Here is a 13,756-nt window from a genome sequence, read left to right on the forward strand (position 1 = left end):
CCGCGGCGGCGGCGGAAACGGGCCGCGAAAGCGGGGCCGGGAAGCCGCCCGGGGCCCGCTAGTGGAAGGCGTCCCAGAGCTTCTGGAGGGCCGGGTAGACGGCGGTCAGGTCGTGCGGCAGGGCCGCCTTCACCGCCCGGGAGCGGTCGTCGGCGAGGATCTCCTCGGCGCCGGCCTCGATCCCGTCCAGGGTCTGGGCGACGACGCTCTCGCAACTGGTCCTCGGCGCCCCCGCGGCGGCCGACATCTCCGTGTCGACGAGGCCGGCGAAGACGCCGGTGACCAGCGTGCCCTGGCGGCGCAGCTCGGTGCGGGCCGCGTTGGTGAGGGACCAGGCAGCGGACTTCGACGCGCAGTAGGAGCTGTTGAACGGCATGGCGAACCAGGCGACGACGGAGAGGATGTTCACCAGCGCTCCGCCGCCGTTCTTGCCGAGCACCGGCGCGAAGGCGCGGCACATGGCGAGGGTGCCGAAGTAGTTGGTCTCCATCTGGGCGCGGGCCTGGTCGGTACCCGGCGCGGACAGCAGCGGGGAAAGGCTCATCACGCCGGCGTTGTTGACGAGGACGTCCACGTCGCAGCAGCGGCCCGCGGCCGCGCGGACGTCGGCCCCGTCGGTGATGTCGAGCCGCACCGGGACCACGCCGGGCACCGTGATCGCGGCGGGGTCGCGGGCCCCGCCGTAGACGGTGGCCGCGCCGCGCCGCAGCAACTCCTCGGTGAAGGCGCGCCCCAGGCCGCGGGCGGCGCCGGTCACCAGGACACGGGAGCCTTCGATGGTGACGGGCATGGGTCCTCCGCATCTGCCGTTCGCGACGGTGCCGGCCCTCCTCGGCGAGGGGCGCCGCGTGGTGGGCCCGGGGCCGCCTGCCCGGCGCGGCGGGCCCGCACGGCGCTATCCGGCCAGCGGGTCGAGGACCATCGGCCGCACCTTGCCCTCCAGCAGCGCACCGAGGCCCAGTACCGCGCACACGTCGGGCCGCTCGGCGATCCGCACCGGCATCCCCGTCGCGTTGTGCAGCGTCCGGTCGAGCCCGGGTAGCAGCGCACTGCCGCCGACCAGCATCACGCCCTGGTCGGCGAGGTCCGCCACCAGGTCCGGCGGGCAGTCCCGCAGCACCCTGCCGATGCCGTCCAGCACCGAGGTCAGGGGCATGCGGACCGCCTCGCGCACCGCTGCGGTGTCCACCCGCACCAGCCGCGGCAGGCCCGTGGTCACGTCCGTGCCCTGGATCTCGGCCACCGCGGCCCCCGCCGCCGGGCCGTCGCCGGACAGTGCGAGGTGCAGCGGCCGTACCGACTGGGACGCCAGCACCAGCTCGTGCCGCTGCCGCAGGTGCTGGACGATCGCGTGGTCGATGGCGTCACCGCCGACCGGCACCCGGTCGGCGGTCACCACCGCGCCGAGCGAGAGCACCGCGATCTGGGTGCTGGCCGCACCGCACGCGAGGATCATGGTCGCCTCGGCGCGCTCGACCGGCAGGCCGCAGCCCACGGCCGCCGCGATCAGCGTGTCCACCAGCTCGACCCGGCGGGCGCCGAGGCCCAGCAGCGTCTCCGTCGCCGCCCGCATGGCCAGCGGATCGGCGTCGTGCGGGACACAGACGGCCGCCCTCAGCCGCGGCTTGCGGCGCAGTGCACGCCGCACCTTCTCGCCGAGCAGGGCCCGCAGCATCCGCCGGCCCACCTCGATGTCGACCACGGTGCCGCCGGAGACCGGCCGCACCACCCGGATGTAGCCCGGGGTGCGGCCGGTCATCTGCTCCGCGAGCTCGCCGACCGCGATCAGTGCCCCGGTCCTGGTGTTGACGGCGGCGGCGCTCGGCTGGTCGACGACGAGTCCGGTGCCCTTCACGTAGACACGGGTCCTGGTGGCCCCGAGGTCGACGGCGACATGGCAGCGGCGCAACTGCTCCAGGCCGGCACTGATGGTCATGGCGGGTCCTCCCGAGAGCGCAAGACCGTGGCGGGCCAACGGAGGTGGCCCCGTCTTCGCATGGTGCGGGTAAAGGACAAAAGTCGCACTATGGGATGAGCCGGGTGGGGCGCCCCTGGACGGGTGATCTTCGCGGGAAGCCCCCCGGACGGCCTACGCGGGGCCCGCCGAACGGCCCGCCCGCGACGCCGCGCCGGCGCTCGCCCCCGGGGTGGCGCGGACGCACTCCGCGGGGCCGTTCGCACGGCGTTGTTAGCATCCCGTGTGACCAGCAGAGCCCCGGAAGAAGAAGACAGCGGCGCCGCCCGCGACGCCGGCCCGATACCCGGCCCCCCGCAGGCCGTCGTCCCGTCGGCCACCGCGCCCCCGCCCGTGCCGCCCCCCGCCGGCCCGAGGCGCCGCATCCTCGCCGACCTGACCCCGCTGCGCACCTCCGCCGACTACCGGCGCCTGTGGGTCGGCGACACCGTCTCCCGGCTCGGCCAGGCGATGACCGCGCTCGCGATCTCGCTCCAGGTCTACGACATCACCCACTCCAGCTTCCTGGTGGGCCTCGTCGGTCTCTTCACCCTCGTCCCCCTCGTCGTCTTCGGGCTCTACGGCGGCGCGATCGCGGACACCGTGGACCGCCGCAAGCTCGGTCTCCACTCGTCCTTCGGCCTGTGGGCGCTGTCGTTCATCCTCGCGGGTGGCGCACTCGCCGGCTTCCGGCACGTGTGGTTCCTGTACACGATCGTGGCGTTGCAGGCCGTCTGCGCGGCACTGAACTCGCCGGCCAGGTCGGCGATGGTGCCGCGGCTGCTGCCCGCCGAGCAACTGCCCGCCGCCAACGCCCTCGGTTCCATGACGATGACGGCGGGCACCATGTTCGGGCCCATGCTCGGCGGTGTCGTGGTCGGCCTGTGGGGCTACCAGGCCGCGTACCTCATCGACGCGGTGGTGTTCACCGCCTCGCTCTACGCGATGTGGCGGCTCCCCCCGATGCGCCCGGAGCGGGCGGACGGCAGGCGCAGGCGCGCCTCGGTCCTGGACGGGCTGCGCTTCCTGGCCACCCGGCCCAACATCCGGATGAACTTCTTCTCCGACATGTGCGCGATGGTGCTGGCCAGCCCGAAGGCGCTCTTCCCCGCGGTCGCCGCGCTCTGGTTCGGCGGGGACGCCGGCACCACCGGTCTGCTGGTGGCCGCGCCCGCGGTGGGGGCGCTGGTCGGCTCGGTGTTCTCCGGCTGGCTGGGGCGGATGCACCGGCACGGCCTGGTGATCCTGCTCTCGGTGGCCGGCTGGGGTGTCGCCGTCGCCGCCTTCGGCCTGACCCGGAGCCTGCCGCTCGGCCTGTTCTTCCTGGCGGTGGCCGGCTGCTCCGACACCTTCTCCATGGTGCTGCGCAACACGATGATGCAGGCGGCCAGCCCGGACGAGCTGCGCGGGCGGCTCCAGGGCGTCTACATCGTCGTGGTCGCCGGCGGCCCACGGCTCGGCGACTTCCTGGCCGGCTCGGTGGGCGACCTCGCCTCGCCGACGGTCGCGATCACCGGAGGCGGCCTGCTGTGCGTCCTCGCGGTGACGGGGCTCGGGCTGATCTGGCGGGGCTTCGCACGCTACGACGCGCGGTCACCGCAGGCGTGAGCCGGGCGTGCGGGGCGGCGCCGGGCCGGCGTCCGGGGCGGTCCGCTCATGACGTCCGGCCGGGGGACCGCCCGCGGCGGCCGCCTTCCGGCGCGGGCTCGCGGTCGCCGAGGGCGAGCAGGACCTCGCGCAGCGCGTTGGACGCCGCGGCGGCGGTGTCGTCGGCAACGTTCCCGAACGCCTTCGCCTGTGCGGCGATGGTGGCGGGTACCAGGGCGTGGGTGAGGTCGATGCCGGCCTGGGTGAGGGTCACGACGGAGCCGCGGCCGTCGCTTTCGTCCGGCTCCCGCCGCACGAGGCCCGCCGTGTGCAGCCGGCGCAGGACGTTGCTGGTGCCGCCGGAGGAGAGCACCAGGCGGTGCCGCAGATCGGTCGGGCGCATCCGGTAGGGGGGACCCAGGGACCGCAGGGTCGACAGCACGTCGTACTCGGCCCTCGTGAGGTCGAACGCGGCGAGTTCGGCCAGGAGCGTCTCCTCCAGCAGGGCGTGGAGTCGCGCGGTCCGCTTGATGAGCTCGAACTCGCGCACCGCCACGCTCGGCATCTCGCGGCGCCACGCGTCCGCGAGGCCGTCCACGCGATCGCGGCCGGTCGGACCGCTGCCTCCGCTCACACCTCTCATCTCCTTCCGCCGGACGGAGTGACTGTACCGAAGGCTTTCGTCCAAGGGTCCGCCCGGCGCGGCGCCGGGCGGACCCTGCCTGTGTCGTGTGTCACGGGACGGTCACCTCTGGCTATCTAGCTTTAGGAAAAGCTAGATGGAAAGATTAATGTTGTACAACCCGTCCGGTGAGGAGAAGCCGGGGGTCCCGTGCCGTCCCCGGCGCGAACGCCCCTACGCACCGGCACCGCATGGGCGGCGGCGCGCACACGCACCGCGGCAGGCAACACGAAGACGCGAAGACGCGAAGACGCGAAGACACGAAGACGCCGGGAAGCCAAGAGCCAAGACGCGAAGGCGTGAGGGCGCGAAGGCGCGAAGGTGCCAAGAAACAGGGAGAGTGGAACATGCATCGGCTTGTCGCCAGGGCCGCAGCGCTCTGCTACGTCATCTGGGGCCTCCTGCACATCAACGCGGCGTACGGCCTGCTGCGGCTGGGGCAGTCGCAGGACCCGGGCATGGTCCAGGGGCGCGTCTTCCAGGACGCCTGGAACATCATGGCCGGGGCCGTCGTCGCCATCGTCGTCGGCCTCACGATGAACTGGCGCAACTCCAGGGTGGGTTTCTGGCTCAACTTCACCATGGTGGCACTGCTGGACATCCCGTTCGTCCTCTTCGTCCTCGTGCCCGGCTATGCGCCGTGGTGGCCCGGCCTGGCGGGGCCGGTCGCCTGGGTGGTCGCGGCGACCCTCAGCGCCGTGGCGCTCGTCGGCCGCCACCGGACCGCGGGCCGCCTCTCGTCCGTGACGCCGCGCGACGCCGTGGCGGGGTCGAGGCCCTGATCAGCCGCCCACCTCCGCCTCGCGGGAGGATTCCCCCGCCGGTGCGGTGCCCGGGGCGGCGGCGCGGCCGGCTCGGTGCACCTCGCTGCGGCGTGCCGCCCGGTGCAGGGGTGCGAGGGTGGTGAGCCCCCCGACGAGGGCGAGGACGAAGAAGGCGCCGAACGCGGTCGCCCCGGTCAGCAGGCCCGACATCAGCCCGTGGGCGGTGACGACGGCGCCGAGCGCGGGCGCCCCGATGCCCTGGGCGGCGTAACCGACGAGATAGCCGCCCGACACCATGCTCGCCCGGTGGTGGGGGGCGGCGTACCGGCTGAGGACCATCAGCCCGCCCGCGAAGTCGAATGCGTAGGCGGCACCGGCGACGGCCGAGGCGAGGAAGAAGACCGTCAGCGAGTGCACCGCGCCCGTGACGACGAAGAGCCACACCGCCGCGAGCGATCCCGCCGCCCCGAGGACCACGAGGAGCCAGACGTGGATCCGCCGGGCCAGCAGCGCGAAGAGTGTGACGCACGCCGCGAAGACGGCCAGCAGGGCGCCAGTGACCAGGGCGTTGGTCGATCCGGCGAGCTGCTGGGCGATCTTCGCGCCGAGCGGCAGGACGATCGCCCCGAGCAGGAAGGACGAGGCGAAGGCGATCGCGCCGGCGACGAAGACGGTGCGGCTGCCGCGGGGGATGACGACGGGCCGGACGCGCCACCGCTGCCTCGTCTCGTCCGGGGTGTGGTGCGGCATCCGGGCCACCAGGCAGGCCGTGGCCGCGATCGTGGCGGCCAGGACGTAGAAGTTCAGGTGGAGCGGGAAGGGCGCGTACTCGGTCAGGGCGCCGCCGACCACCATCGCCAGGCCGATGCCGAGGGCCGATACGGCCGTGCTGGCGGCGCCGGCGCGCTTCTCCTGGCCAGGGGCGCTGAACTCGACCATGGCCACGCTGGCGGGGCTGATGGCCAGTCCCACGCCGAGCCCCATGAAGGCCCGGCCGGCCAGGAGCCAGACGACGTCGCCCGCCAGTGCGAAGAGCAGTACCCCGATGAACTCGGCGGCGAGGCCGAGCAGTATGGAGGCCCGTCTGCCGATGTGGTCGGAGAGGTCGCCGAAGGCGACGAGCACGGGGATCAGGGTGATCGGATAGGCGGCGAAGATCCAGGTGATGGTGGTCGTCGAGACCCCCCAGTCGGCCTGGTAGAGCGGGTAGGTCATGGTCGGGCACGCGCTCGTCCACAACGCGAGTGCGACGACCGCGCCGGCGGTCCAGAAGCCGGCGCGGTTTCCGAGGGAGGGCATGGGGGGACTCCGGAAGGTGGCGGAAGGAGGGAGGGACCGCTGTCGACGGCGGGAGCTCGATGGCTGGATTTCACTGGGCAACCTAGCCGGGCTGGATAGCTTCGCGCAACTCAACGCTAGACTTGCGGCATGAACAAGGTGCTCGGCAAGGACTCGACCTGCTCCATCGCGCGGAGCCTCGACGTGTTCGGGGACAGTTGGACCCTGCTGATCATCCGCGAGGCGATCGTGGCGGGATCGACCCGCTTCCAGGAGTTCAGGGAGGCGCTGGGGATCGCGCCGAACATCCTGGCCAAGCGGATGGCGCTGCTCGTCGAGGAGGGGCTGATGGAGCGGCGGACCTACCGGGAACCGGGGGTGCGGGCTCGCGACGAGTACGTCCTGACCGAGGCCGGACGCAGTCTGACCCCGGTCATCGCGGCGCTGGCGGCCTGGGGGCGCGCCTACCGTCCGCGGCCCGACGGCACCTCGCCGCGGTTCACCTCCGAGGACTCGGGGACGGTGGCGCAGTTGGCCTTCGTGACCGCGGAGGGCGACCGGGTGCCGCCGGCGCGGCTCACGGCACGGCGGTTCGCCGATCCCGTACTCGACTGAGCCCAGGGGCGGACGGGCACGGGTGCCCACCGGTCGAGCGGAGCACCGTGAGGCCGCCCGGCCGCCCGGCCGCCCGCGGGCAGGCCGGGCCGCGGGCGGGCCACCGGCGGGGCGGTCGCCCGCGGCCCAACGGCGGGGCGGTCGCCCGCGGGTCGAAGCGGGGGGCGGGAGAGCCCGTCAGCGGCCCAGCGCGCGTTTCATGATCTTCCCCATGTCGTTGCGGGGCAGGGCGTCCAGGTAGCGCACCGCGCGGGGCCGCTTGTGGGGGGCGAGCCGGGTGCTGACGTGGTCGGCGAGCTGGGCCGCGGTGGGCGGGGCCGCGGGGTCCTCGGGCACCACCCAGGCGACCACCCGTTCGCCGAGGTCGTCGTCGGGCTCGCCGGTCACCGCCGCCTCGCGCACCGCGGGGTGTTCGAGGAGCGCGTTCTCGATCTCTCCTGCGCCGATCTTGAAACCGCCGCTCTTGATGAGGTCGGTCGCCTTGCGGCCCACGATCCGTACGGAGCCGTCCGGATCGAGCACCGCCATGTCACCGGTGCGGAACCAGCCGTCCTCGGTGAAGGCGGCGGCGGTGGCGTCGGGCCGGTTCAGATAGCCGGTGAAGAGGTTGGGGCCGCGCACCTGGATCTCGCCGACCTCCTCGGCGTCCCGGCCCGCGCCCGGCCCGCCGGGGGTGCCGTCCGCGACGCCCGGCGTGCGGCCCCCGGCGCCCGGCGTGCCGTCCGTCGCACGGGGCGTGCCGTCCGCCGTCCCGGCGCCCGCGATCACCTCGCCCGCCTCGTCCACGAGCCGCAGCTCGACCCCGGGCAGCGGCACGCCGACGGTGCCGGGCCGCGGTTCCGCGCCCGGCAGGACGCTGGTGTTCATCAGCGTCTCGGTCATGCCGTACCGCTCGATGACGGTGCGGCCCGTGGCCGCCGTGATCCGCCGGTGGTCGTGCACGGGCAGCGCCGCGGAGCCGGACACCAGGAGCCGGGCACCGGCCAGCGCCCGGGCGAGCGCCGGGTCGTCCGGCAGCGCCTGGGCGATGCGGTGGTACATGGTGGGCACCCCGAACAGCATGGTCGCGCCGTCGGCCAGTTCCCGCGCCACGCCCTCGGTGCTGAACCTGCCCAGGTGCCGTAGCGCACCGCCGCGCCGCAGGGGGCCGAGGACGCCGAGGATCAGGCCGTGCACGTGGAACAGCGGCAGCCCGTGCACCAGCACGTCGTCGCCGGTCCACCGCCAGGCCGCGGCGAGCGCGTCCAGGGTCGTCGCGACGGCCCGGTGCGGGATGAGCACGCCCTTCGGCGGCCCGGTGGTGCCGGAGGTGTAGACGACGAACGCCGGTGCGGCGGCGTCGGGTTCGGGCAGCGGGGCCGCGGCGGTGGTGGCCACCGCCGCCGTGTCGACGTCGGTGCGGGGGAGGCCGGCCAGCGCGTCCGGGAGCTGCTCGCCCGGAGCGGCGAGCAGCAGGGCCGGTGCGCTGTCGGACACGATGTGGGCCAGCTCGCCGGCGCCGGAGCGCGGGTTCAGCGGCACCACCGAGACTCCGGCGAGCAGCGCGCCCACCACGGCCACCGCGGTCTCCAGCGTGGGCGTCGCCCAGATGGCGACGCGCTCCTTGCCCCCGAGCCGGACCGCGAGGCCGAGCGCCGCGGTGCGCAGGGCCGCGTAACTCAGGGTCCGGGAGCCGAAGCTGAGGGCCGGGCGGTCGGCACCGGCCGCCACGGCCGGGAGGAGGGGGCTCACGCGGTACTCCTTGTCGTCGTGCGGTGTGCCGCCGGGGCGGCGTGCTGCCGGTGCGGTGCGGTGCGGTGCGGTGCGGTGTGGTGCGGTGCCGTGCGTTGCTTGTGCTGTGCGTTGCCTGTGGGGTGCCGTGTCGTGCGTTGCCTGTGCTGTGCGTTGCCTGTGGGGTGCGGTGCGCCGCCTGTGCGGTGCGCCGATTCGCCGTACGGCGGCCGGTCGCCCGACGCCACGGTACGGGGTGCCGGCCGGTCGGCGGCACGGGTGGTGCGGGGCTCGGCATCGGGGCGTCATCCGGGTGCGCTTGGATGGCCGCATGACCGTTCACGATGTTGCACGGCTGCTGCCCGCGACGGACGTGCTCCGCGACCACTGCCGTGCCCTGGCGATGCTGGAGGCGGTGCTGAACCCCGACCGCGCCGACCGCGCCCACGCCTTCGACGCCCACTGGTCGGCGACGGAGGAGATGGCCTCCATGACCAACGGCTCCGGCGACGAGTACGCCGTCGTCTTCTCACCCGCCGGGGCGTACGTCCGCGGTTTCGCGCACGAGTCGGTGATGAGCCCCTATGCGGGCCTCGCCGGCGACGGGCCGTGGCCGGGCGTCCTCGACGAGGTGCCCGACGCCTTCCGCGCGTACGTCACGGAGCCCGCCTTCACGGACGAGGACGGCACACCGGTCGTCACCGCCTGTCTGTGGCGCGCCCCGGGCGACGACGCCTGGCGGACCGGCACCATCGACTTCCCGGACGACGGCTCGGGCGACCCGGACGGCTCCGGATCCCTCTTCCACCTGCTCACCGACCGCTCTCCAGAGGCGTTCCGGCGCTTCGCCGAGGACTACTACGAGGTTCCGGTCGCCCTGTCCGCGGTCCGCCACGTCTACGCCGGCCACCCCCTCACCGAGGAGGTGGTCGGCGTCCTCAATCCGGGGCTGACGCTGGTCGACCTCACCGAGGACGCGGTCGAGATCGGGTATCCGCTGCCGCGCCGGGACGGCGTGGCCCGGGGATAGTGCCCGCGGCGGGTGGGATGCGGTATGCGGTATGCGGTGTGCGGGGCGTGGGGCCCGGCCCGCCGGGGTCCGTCTCAGGCCGCGGCCGGCTCGACGTCGGCCACCACGCAGCTCACGTTGTCCGGCGCCCCGGCCGCGCGGACCCGGCCGACCAGGTCGCGGGTGGCGTCCTCGGGGGTGGCCGCCGCGGCGACCACATCCCGCAGCTCCCCCTCGGGCAGTGCCGTGGTCACCCCGTCGGAGCACAGCACATACCGGTCGCCGGCCCCCGCCTGCCGCAGCCACACCCGCGGGACGTGTGCCGCGCCCGCCGTCAGCGCCTTGAGGAGCAGGGACCGCTGCGGGTGGGCGGCGGCCTCGGCGGGCGTGAGCCGCCCCTCGTCGACCATCGACTGGACGAGGGTGTCGTCGGTGGTGATCCGGAACAGGCCGCCGTCGCGGAGCAGGTAGGCGCGGCAGTCGCCGATGTGCACCAGCGCCAGTTCCGACCCGGTCCACACCAGCGCGGTCAGCGTGGTGCCCTGCTCATCCGGTGCCGCACCGGCGCCCGCCGCCTCCCGCACCGCCCGGGCGGCGTCCCGCACCGCGTCGTCCAACAGGTTGAGCACCTGGCCCGCCGGCACGGAGCGCGCCGTGTCCTCCAGGGCGCCCAGGGCGGCCACCGCGGCACTGGAGGCGGGCGCGCCGCCGGGCCCGAAGCCGTCCGCGACGGCGAGCACCCGTGAACCGGCGTACACCGCGTCCTGGTTGTCCGGCCTGATGAGACCGGTGTCCGTGAGTGCCGCGTAGCTGAGCCGCAAGGGCGCGGCGGGTACCGGCAGATCGGGATCGCGGGTCATGACGGTGTCCTTTCGTGACAGCTCCTCGACGAGGAAGGACGCCAGTGCGCGGCGGGCGGCGGTGTCAGCCTCGACGTCCGCCCAGAACGCCGCGACCTCGTGGGCCGCCGCGGCGGACCCGGCCGCGCACACCCGCCGGATCCGCTCCAGCGGCATGCCGAGCCGGCGCAGCCACGCCACCAACCGGGCCTGTTCGAGCTGGCCCACCGCGTAGTAGCGGTAGCCGGTGGCCGTATCGACGCGGGCCGGACGCAGCAGGCCCAGCTCGTCGTAGAGCCGCAGCGCCTTCGGGGAGAGCCGCGCCGCCCGTGCGAAGACTCCGATCGTCAGCACGGGCGCGTCCCGCCCGGCGCCCGCGGGCACGTCCGCGGGCCTCCCGCCGGCACCGCCCCGTTCCGTGCTCCCGGCACCTGCCGATCCGCCCCGCGACTGCCCGTCCACCCGCTCCCCCTCCTGCTCCTGGCGTCCCCTCTCACCGGGCCCTCGCCCGGCGCCACCGATGCTGCGGCTTGCCCGAGGGGGAAGGTCAAGCGCGGCCGTGCGGTGGTGGGCCCGGGCCCCGGGCGGGGCCGGGCCCCGGGCGGTGCGGGGCGCGCCGGTTGCTAGCCTTCCGGCGGACCTACTGGACACCCTGGCAGGAGGATGCCGTGATACCCGCACGCAGCAGGATCGCGCTGGTCACCTGCCGGCCGCAGCCGGGGGTGCGGGTCGATCCCGACCTGCCGGGCCTGTGGCGGGCGCTGGGCGAGGCGGGGGCCGAGGCGGACGCCGTCTGCTGGGACGATCCGGCGATCGACTGGGCGTCCTACGACCTTGCGGTGATCCGCTCGACCTGGGACTACACCTGGCGCACCGACGCCTTCACGGCCTGGGCCGACCGGTGCGGGGCGCTCACCAGGCTCGTTAATCCGCCGCAGGTGGTGCGCTGGAACACCGACAAGCGCTACCTCGGCGATCTGGCCGCGGCCGGAGTGCCGGTCGTACGGACCCGGTATCTGTCGCCCGAGGACATCGCCGCGGGCGCGCGGCCCTGGGAGCCGGGGGAGCCGGGGAACTGGAAGGGGCCGGAAGAGCCGGGGGAGCCGGACGGCGGCGAGTACGTGATCAAGCCGACGGCCGGTGCGGGCGGACGGTACGCCGCCCGCTACCGGACCGCGGATCCCGGCGCGGCCGAGGCGGCCGGGCAGCACCTCGCCAGGCTGGCCGCCGACGGGCTGACCGCGATGGTGCAGCCGTACGTGCGGCGGATCGACACCACCGGCGAGCGCGCCCTGCTGTTCTTCGGCGGACGGCTGCTGCACGCCATCCGCAAGGGCGCCGTGCTCGTGCCCCAAACGGCCTACGACGCGAAGAAGAACGCCCATCCCGATCCGCGGCCGTGGGAGCCGACCCGGGCCGAACTGGACGTCGCAGAGCGCGCCCTCGCCGCCGTGCCCGGCGCACCCGAGCTGCTGTACGCGCGCGTGGACCTCGTCGACGGGGCCGACGGACGGCCGCGCGTGATGGAACTGGAGCTGGTCGAGCCCAACCTCTTCCTCTCCGTCCACCCCGGCTCCCTGTCCCAGGTCGTGGAGGGCGTCCTCAAGGCGGCCGCCGTCATCCGTCCGCACTGACCCGTTGCAGCAGCCCCCAGGTGAACTCCGCCACGCACCGCCTCGCCCCGGCGGGCTCCCGCGCCGCTGCGGAGACGTCCTCGGGGCGTGCGGCCCTGTGCGGTGCGACCGTCCGGGGTGCCGCCTCCGGGGGCGCGGCCCCACGCTCCCGCGGTACCGCGTCGAGGGGGGCCGTGAACGCCAGCCGCCAGCGCGTCGGTGCGGTGCCCTCCATCGGGCGGGCCGGGGCGAAGGCGCGGGCCACCTCGTCGACCGTGCAGGACCAGGGGCGCAGGTCCGCGATGGTGCGCAGCCGGGGGGCCGGCGCGCCCGGGGCGCGTACCAGCCAGTCGTTCCACACCGCACCGTCCGGAGCGAGCAGCACCTCGAAGCGGAGCGTGGGCCACAGCGGTACGGGCCACAGCAGGGCCTCGCAGTCCAGGTCTCCGATCCGCCTGGGCTGCCGGGCCTCGGGCGCACCGAGCACGGAGCGGTAGCGGCCCGCCGCGGACCGCCCCCTCGGCGAGCGGACCATGGCCTGCCAGCGCCGGTTGGCCTCGCGCATCTCCTCCCTCGACGCGCCCAGTGCGCGCCGGGCGTCCTCGACGAGGTCCGGCTGGTGGTCGGCCATCCGGCGCAGCAGCACGAGCTGGAAGTGCAGGGGGGTGAAGGGCGCAGGGGGCATGTTGCCCATTCTCCCCTCGGGCCCCGGCCCCCGGCCCCCGGCCTCGGGCCCCGGGCCCCGGGCCCCGACGGCGCGCCCGCCCGGTCCGCCCGTCGGGTTCCGCCCGTCGGGTTCCGACCGTCCCGGGGAACTGCCGCGGCCGTGTCCGGCGGCCGTGCCGGCGAACCGGCGGGTTCGCGGAATACGTCTGCCGGTGTGCGCCGCGCCTACGGATGGCGTCGGCTCCGCGAGAGGGGGAGGCGCTCGCGTTCCGCCCGGTCAGGGAGGGTTCCTGATCCCTGTTGTGCGCAGCCCCGGCACGTCTAAGCTCGGCGGATGGCCTTGGAATGGGAACAGGTAATCGTCCACTCGGCAGATCCGGTGGCCCTGGGGCAATGGTGGGCCACGGCTCTCGGCTGGGTCGTGGTGCACTCCTCCGACGACGAGTTCGAGATCCGCCCGGAGCCGGACCGTCTGCCGGGGTTGGACTTCGTCCGGCTCGACGAGGGCAAGAAGGCCAAGAGCCGGCTGCATCTCGACTTCAGGCCCGACGACCAGGACGCGGAGGTGGCCCGTCTGGTGGCCCACGGCGCACAGCGTGTGGACATCGGCCAGGGTGATCAGTCGTGGGTCGTACTGGCGGACCCCGAGGGCAACGAGTTCTGCGTCCTCGGCCGGCGGCGCCAGTAGGGCTCACGTCGGAGGGGGCCGACGGTCGGGTACGCGTGGGTGCGCCGCGCGGAGGTGGTGCGGCGCGGAGGTGGTGCGGCGCGGAGGTGGTGCGGCGCGGAGGTGGTGCGGCGCGGAGTGCGGGCGGGCCGTGGCACCGGGTCGTGGAAGGAGCAGGACTCCCGTACCGGCCTGGGGGACCGGCTTCCGCGAGGCCGGGGGAGCGGATCCCGCGACGCCCCGGGCCCAAGGGAGGATGCGGGCGTACCGGTTGTGGTCGTCGGCGCCCACAGCTCCGCCGTGCCGACCAGCGCCCCGCCGTCCAGCTCCACCGCGGCGAGAAGCCGCCCCGGTCCAGTGCCCCGGGCCCTG

13 protein-coding genes are annotated in these 13,756 nt (G+C 74.7%); 6 read left to right on the forward strand and 7 right to left on the reverse strand.

The window, feature by feature from the left end:
* Positions 1-58: 58 nt before the first annotated feature.
* Complete coding sequence (locus IE313_RS23165) at positions 59-790, reverse strand: SDR family oxidoreductase (RefSeq protein ID WP_189935347.1); 732 nt, start codon at positions 788-790, stop codon at positions 59-61.
* Positions 791-895: 105 nt separating this feature from the next.
* Positions 896-1,936 (reverse strand): rod shape-determining protein, encoded by a 1,041-nt coding sequence (locus IE313_RS23170; RefSeq protein ID WP_189935349.1) that lies wholly within the window; start codon positions 1,934-1,936, stop codon positions 896-898.
* Between the two features lie 264 nt (positions 1,937-2,200).
* Here IE313_RS23170 and IE313_RS23175 point away from each other — a divergent pair, with 264 nt between their 5' ends.
* Complete coding sequence (locus tag IE313_RS23175; protein WP_373317043.1) at positions 2,201-3,562, forward strand: MFS transporter; 1,362 nt, start codon at positions 2,201-2,203, stop codon at positions 3,560-3,562.
* 46 nt (positions 3,563-3,608) lie between these two features.
* Here IE313_RS23175 and IE313_RS23180 read toward each other — a convergent pair whose 3' ends face one another.
* A complete protein-coding gene (locus IE313_RS23180) occupies positions 3,609-4,175 on the reverse strand; it encodes a MarR family winged helix-turn-helix transcriptional regulator (protein WP_229924874.1) in 567 nt (188 codons plus the stop codon).
* A 395-nt stretch (positions 4,176-4,570) separates the two neighbouring features.
* On the opposite strand from IE313_RS23180, the gene IE313_RS23185 reads away from it, so the two are divergent.
* Positions 4,571-5,005 (forward strand): hypothetical protein, encoded by a 435-nt coding sequence (locus tag IE313_RS23185; RefSeq protein ID WP_189935353.1) that lies wholly within the window; start codon positions 4,571-4,573, stop codon positions 5,003-5,005.
* Here the strand turns inward: IE313_RS23185 and IE313_RS23190 are convergent, their stop codons facing one another.
* Positions 5,006-6,286, reverse strand: a complete 1,281-nt coding sequence (locus IE313_RS23190; RefSeq protein ID WP_189935355.1) for an MFS transporter — start codon at positions 6,284-6,286, stop codon at positions 5,006-5,008.
* Between the two features lie 129 nt (positions 6,287-6,415).
* Here IE313_RS23190 and IE313_RS23195 point away from each other — a divergent pair, with 129 nt between their 5' ends.
* A complete protein-coding gene (locus tag IE313_RS23195; RefSeq protein WP_189935357.1) occupies positions 6,416-6,880 on the forward strand; it encodes a winged helix-turn-helix transcriptional regulator in 465 nt (154 codons plus the stop codon).
* Between the two features lie 177 nt (positions 6,881-7,057).
* On the opposite strand, the gene IE313_RS23200 is transcribed toward IE313_RS23195, so the two are convergent.
* Complete coding sequence (locus IE313_RS23200) at positions 7,058-8,611, reverse strand: acyl-CoA synthetase (protein ID WP_189935359.1); 1,554 nt, start codon at positions 8,609-8,611, stop codon at positions 7,058-7,060.
* Positions 8,612-8,921: 310 nt separating this feature from the next.
* On the opposite strand from IE313_RS23200, the gene IE313_RS23205 reads away from it, so the two are divergent.
* Positions 8,922-9,620, forward strand: a complete 699-nt coding sequence (locus IE313_RS23205) for a hypothetical protein (RefSeq protein WP_189935361.1) — start codon at positions 8,922-8,924, stop codon at positions 9,618-9,620.
* Between the two features lie 74 nt (positions 9,621-9,694).
* On the opposite strand, the gene IE313_RS23210 is transcribed toward IE313_RS23205, so the two are convergent.
* Entirely contained in the window at positions 9,695-10,792 is a 1,098-nt protein-coding gene (locus tag IE313_RS23210; protein ID WP_189935363.1) for a MerR family transcriptional regulator, read from the reverse strand.
* A gap of 314 nt (positions 10,793-11,106) precedes the next feature.
* Here IE313_RS23210 and IE313_RS23215 point away from each other — a divergent pair, with 314 nt between their 5' ends.
* Positions 11,107-12,072: an ATP-grasp domain-containing protein gene (locus IE313_RS23215; RefSeq protein ID WP_373317044.1), complete on the forward strand. Its 966-nt coding sequence runs from the start codon at positions 11,107-11,109 to the stop codon at positions 12,070-12,072.
* On the opposite strand, the gene IE313_RS23220 is transcribed toward IE313_RS23215, so the two are convergent.
* Positions 12,056-12,736: a hypothetical protein gene (locus tag IE313_RS23220; protein ID WP_229924875.1), complete on the reverse strand. Its 681-nt coding sequence runs from the start codon at positions 12,734-12,736 to the stop codon at positions 12,056-12,058. The genes IE313_RS23215 and IE313_RS23220 overlap by 17 nt on opposite strands.
* A 315-nt stretch (positions 12,737-13,051) precedes the next feature.
* Here IE313_RS23220 and IE313_RS23225 point away from each other — a divergent pair, with 315 nt between their 5' ends.
* Complete coding sequence (locus IE313_RS23225; RefSeq protein ID WP_189935384.1) at positions 13,052-13,405, forward strand: VOC family protein; 354 nt, start codon at positions 13,052-13,054, stop codon at positions 13,403-13,405.
* Positions 13,406-13,756 lie beyond the last annotated feature (351 nt).

The organism is Streptomyces sulfonofaciens, from assembly GCF_014656295.1.
Taxonomy (GTDB): Bacteria; Actinomycetota; Actinomycetes; order Streptomycetales; family Streptomycetaceae; genus Streptomyces; species Streptomyces sulfonofaciens.